The sequence below is a fragment of the uncultured Methanobrevibacter sp. genome, from assembly GCF_900314695.1.
Classification (GTDB): domain Archaea; phylum Methanobacteriota; class Methanobacteria; order Methanobacteriales; family Methanobacteriaceae; genus Methanocatella.
Window position 1 is genome coordinate 1 of sequence record NZ_OMWD01000050.1, and the last position, 4,884, is coordinate 4,884.

General features: G+C 29.4%; 4 protein-coding genes and 1 tRNA gene. 4 read left to right on the forward strand and 1 reads right to left on the reverse strand.

The genetic code is table 11. The annotated features are described in order from the left end of the window. The 4 genes from QZN45_RS10810 to QZN45_RS10825 form a co-directional block, all read left to right on the forward strand. The coding region (locus QZN45_RS10810) for a zinc ribbon domain-containing protein (protein ID WP_296812901.1) at positions 1-507 on the forward strand (507 nt) is incomplete at its 5' end. 310 nt (positions 508-817) lie between these two features. Beyond that, positions 818-2,038: an ATP-binding protein gene (locus QZN45_RS10815; protein ID WP_296812903.1), complete on the forward strand. Its 1,221-nt coding sequence runs from the start codon at positions 818-820 to the stop codon at positions 2,036-2,038. Between the two features lie 458 nt (positions 2,039-2,496). Beyond that, on the forward strand, positions 2,497-3,885 hold the full coding sequence (locus QZN45_RS10820) for a DHA2 family efflux MFS transporter permease subunit (protein WP_296812905.1): 1,389 nt from the start codon (positions 2,497-2,499) through the stop codon (positions 3,883-3,885). A 122-nt stretch (positions 3,886-4,007) separates the two neighbouring features. Then, positions 4,008-4,160 carry a hypothetical protein gene (locus tag QZN45_RS10825; RefSeq protein WP_296812907.1) on the forward strand — a complete coding sequence of 51 codons (153 nt, stop codon included), beginning with the start codon at positions 4,008-4,010 and terminating at the stop codon, positions 4,158-4,160. 105 nt (positions 4,161-4,265) lie between these two features. Here the strand turns inward: QZN45_RS10825 and QZN45_RS10830 are convergent. Further along, positions 4,266-4,339, reverse strand: a tRNA-Lys gene (locus tag QZN45_RS10830). Positions 4,340-4,884: the final 545 nt, after the last annotated feature.

Below are 4,884 nucleotides of genomic sequence, written 5' to 3' on the forward strand. Positions count from 1 at the left end.
AGACGATGGAAAAAACTACAAAAAAGACTACAAAAATGGTACAACAAAAGAACAAACCAATTAAATGACTACATTGAAAAACTAACCTACAACCTAGTTAAAAAATATGATACAATAGTCTTTGAAGAAAACTACTCTACTATCAAGATTTTAATCGGAGGAGAGCAAAACATGATATTTCCTTTATCGCGATTCATAAAAAGACTAAAAGACAAATTCCAACTCTACAAAAGCGAAGCAGATGGAGTACAATTCGTAAAAGCACACAACACAAGCAGAACATGCCACCACTGCGGACACATAAACAAAGAGTTAAAAGTCAAAACACGCAACTGGAAATGTCAAAAATGCGAAAAAATACGACACATAAACAAAGAGTTAAAAGTCAAAACACGCAACTGGAAATGTCAAAAATGCGGAAAAACACTTGATAGGGACACAAACGCAGCAATTAATATTCTAAACCGCTGGTTCAACGGGGATAGCCTGAAAAAATACTTAAATTAACCATATTGAGTGAAAAAAATTCAGGAATCCCCACCCTCTTTTAGGGTGGGGTGGTTCAATTGTTGCTAAAAAGAGATTTTTTGAAGTTCTGTGAAATCACGTATTTCTTGTTTTATATTATAATGTTGTAAGTTATACTTTTGTTTTATTTTTATTTTTGTAATTTTGTAAGTTATACTTTTGTTTTATTTTTATTTTTGTAATTTTGTAAGTTATACTTTTGTTTTATTTTTATTTTTGTAATTTTGTAAGTTATAACTGACAAATTTATATATGATTATAATCTAATATATTATTAAGATGTGATTGCATGATTAAAAGAGAAGATTATCTTAATGTTTTTTATAACTATTTGGACACGGATTTTATTAAAATTATTATTGGGTTGCGTAGATGTGGAAAAACAACATTTTTAAAAAGTATTATCGAGGAACTTAAGGGTTTAGGTATTGCTGATGAGAATATAATTTACATATCATTAGAAAATGTGAAATATAGACATATTAAGACATCAAAAGAATTGGATGAAGTTGTTTTAGATAAGGTTAAAGATATTGAGGGTAAGGTCTATTTATTGTTTGATGAAATTCAATTGGTTGATGAATGGGAAGAGTCAATTAATTCATATAGGGTTTCTTTTGATTGTGATATTTATGTTACTGGATCTAATTCAAAATTGTTCTCATCTGAACTTTCAACATTGGTCGCAGGAAGATATGTTCATATAAACATTTATCCTTTTTCATTTAAAGAAATTTTAAAGTATCATAATGAAATTAACAATATTAAAATGGATAAAACTAAGATATATGAATATTTCATGCAATACATAGAATATGGTGGAATGCCGTCATTGCTTTCTTTAAAAGATGAAGATGGTAAAATCAATGCACTTCTTGACATCTATGATTCTATCATTATTAGTGATATACTTTCAAGACATGAAATCAGAAGAATTGACACATTTAAAAGATTCGTTTATTATATTATGAATTCCATAGGGCAAACATTCTCTAAAAAAAGTATTGCAAATTTTTTAAAATCTGAAAGTAAAAGAACTTCAAGAGAAACTATCAATAATTATACAAACTTCATTGTTGAATCACTATTTTGCCATAGAGTGCTACGTGAAGACATAATTGGAAAAAAACTCTTATCTACAGATGAAAAATACTATTTAACGGATCATGGATTTCATCAGGTGTTGGTTGATGAAAATAATAAATGGTTACCTAGAATAATTGAAAACATTGTGTATATTGAACTTTTAAGACGTGGATATTCAGTTAAAGTGGGTTGGGTTAAAAATAAGGAAGTAGATTTCATAGCTAAAAATAAGAATAATAAAATTTATATTCAGGTTGCTTATCTTTTAGCTTCTGATGAAACAATAGAACGGGAATTTACACCATTATTAAACATTCCTGATAAATATGATGCATATGTATTTAGTATGGATGAATTTAACATGTCTAGAGATGGAATAAAACATATGAACATAATTGACTTTTTATTAGGTGATGAAATTTAAGAAAATGGTTATTTGGGACTTTCTATTATGAAACTAAGCTGTCTAAAAAGTAGTAGATAATTCATTTACTTTTTAATCATTTTTTGTTCGTATGATGTAGAACAAATTTCACTAAAAGTAGTAGATAATTTAAAGAGTGTTATGCCAACAGCAACATGAAGCTGGTTAAACGGAACCAGAAGTTGCATAATCCTGATTTGCCCTTGCTGATCGGTGAGATTGATGAGAGTGATGTTGTAAAAGAGGGTAATGAACCCAGCTATGTTGATTCACAACAAAGATTATTTTAAATTAATGCATTTGGACTGTTATATTTTTGTTCTTTAGCATTTGTGCAGTTGGGAATAGTTATAAAAGTATCTTTTTTTCTCACTGTTGTTCAATAACAGGCTAATTGTAAAATATTTAATATAAATTGTATAAATTATTAATTGACAACAAATTATGGAACAATTATCATGGAATTTGAAAATAAAAGTGGATTAATAACCTTGATTATACTTATTATGGCTTCTGCAGTTACATTAATCTCACAAAGTATTGTAACAACAAGTTTGCCTTATTATATGGATGATTTTGCAATATCTTCAGCAACTGCGCAATGGACATACTCAGTATTTCTATTGGTGCTTGGAGTAATGATTCCTCCAACTGCATATATTACAAAAAGATTTAAAATTAAAACAATATTGATAACATCACTCATTTTATTTATCATTGGATCACTGATTTGTTTTTTATCAACAAACTTTGAAATGTTAATTGTTGGAAGAATCCTGGAAGCTATGGGAACTGGTATTTTAATGCCAATAGGTCAAATATTAATCTTTAAAATAATGCCTGAGGAAAAATGGGGATTTTTCATGGGATTAATGGGATTTCTTGTTGGAATTGTGCCTGCAATGGGACCTACAATCGGAGGAATTATAATTGACTTATTTAATTGGAGAGTTATTTTTGAATTTTTAGCGATAATAACTGTAGTAATTCTAGTTTTATCAATACTCCTTGCAAACTTTGAACTTGAAACCCAAAATTATCCTTTGGATTTCTCATCATTGATATTGTCCATAATATTCTGTGTAGGGTTGATGATAGGATTTTCAAATATTGCAGAGTTTGGATTCAGCTTTATTCATGTGATTTTACCAATAATCATTGGAATATTGACATTAATAATATTTGTTAAACGTCAAAACAAAATTGAAAATCCTCTTGTTAACTTAATAGTACTGAAAAATAAGTATTTTGTATATGGGACTGTTTTTGCAGCATTACTATACTTTATGATGTGCGGAATCAATGTAATGGTACCGTTGTTTGTACAAAATGTTGCATATTACTCTCCAACGGAATCTGGACTCATATTGTTCCCTGCAGCAATAATCATGATTGTGTTCAATTTCATAAGCCCTATAATGGCCGATAAGATTGGAATAAAACCAGTTTTAATAGCCTCATCAATTGTGAATATTATCGGATTTGCTTGCATGATGACTTATAATATGAATTCCACATTTGAATATCTGTTGGCTACTCAGTTAATCAGGGGAATCGGCTGTGGGCTTGGTTTATCACCTGCCATTACATGGGCAATGAGTGTTGTTGCAGGTGATGTTGAGGATGCAACTGCAGTCAACAACACCACAAGGCAGGTCGTAGGAGCTATAGGATCATCAGTTACAGTTGTGATAATGCAGATATTGGCAAATGGAAAAATTACTCATAATCAGTTTTCCGTTAATTCATTTAGTATGACTTCATTAATGATGATAATAATAACTGTGGTCTTGTTAATAATAACAATACTGTTTATAAAAAATAAAAAGGACATTGTGGATTATTGACAGTGACTATATTATATTTCATTTATTGATTATTATATCCAATTTTGTTAGAGCATTTGATAAGCAATATTTGTTCGTAAATTAGGAAACAATTTAACTAAATGTAGTAGATAATTTGAAGTGTGTTACGCCAACGCCAACATGAAGCGGTTAAAAGGAACCAGAAGTTGCATAATCCTGATTCGCCGTTGCTGATTGGTGATGTTAATGATGGTGATCTTGTAATGGAAGTTAATGAACCTAGCTGCATTGACACACAACAAAAACTAATTTGAAAATTCCTTTATATTCGATAATGAAATATATATTTTAATTCTATTAGAATTAAATATTAAATCATTTTTTTTGCTGTTATAAAGCATAATAAAAAAGTAATGAAATGGGCCCGACGGGAATTGAACCCGCGACAACAAGGTTAAGAGCCAAGTGCTCTGCCAGACTGAGCTACGGGCCCCATTGAAAATTCATAAAAATAACAATAATATTTTACAATTTACCCTATTTAACTGTTTTGTTTTGTGCAGGTAATTCATTTAAATCAAACTCTCAAAAGTGTAAATCTAATTAAATTTTGAAAGTATTGTCATGGTCTATTCTCGCAGGTCTGGTGGCATGATTTCTTGTTGGCGTCTGCAGGTGTGACATTTTTTTGATGGAGAAAAATGGGTCTATTTGAATGAAGTCTTTTCCATACAATTTGCGTTGTACCGTATCATTTTATTTTGTATCCTAATGATATGATTGCGTCAAGATTATATCATTTTTGAGATCTTCCTTGATTATTTGATTTTTTTAAGGATTTCTTAATAAAAATCCAATCCAAAAATTTAATCACGGGGAAAGCAAATATAAAATTATATTTTTGTTTAAAAGTCAGCATGTAAAAATATTTTTTAAAATTAGGCACTTTCAATAACTTAAGTGATTTTTAGTAAATCGCATTGTCCTCATCCCAATACTTTAGTTTTAGATTGAATCTTTTTAAAATTCCTTTATCTG

Excerpts from the sequence above, each read along its gene's own strand:
- QZN45_RS10815 (WP_296812903.1), top strand. The coding sequence starts at position 818 with ATGATTAAAAGAGAAGATTATCTTAATGTTTTTTATAACTATTTGGAC.
- QZN45_RS10820 (WP_296812905.1), top strand. The coding sequence starts at position 2,497 with ATGGAATTTGAAAATAAAAGTGGATTAATAACCTTGATTATACTTATT.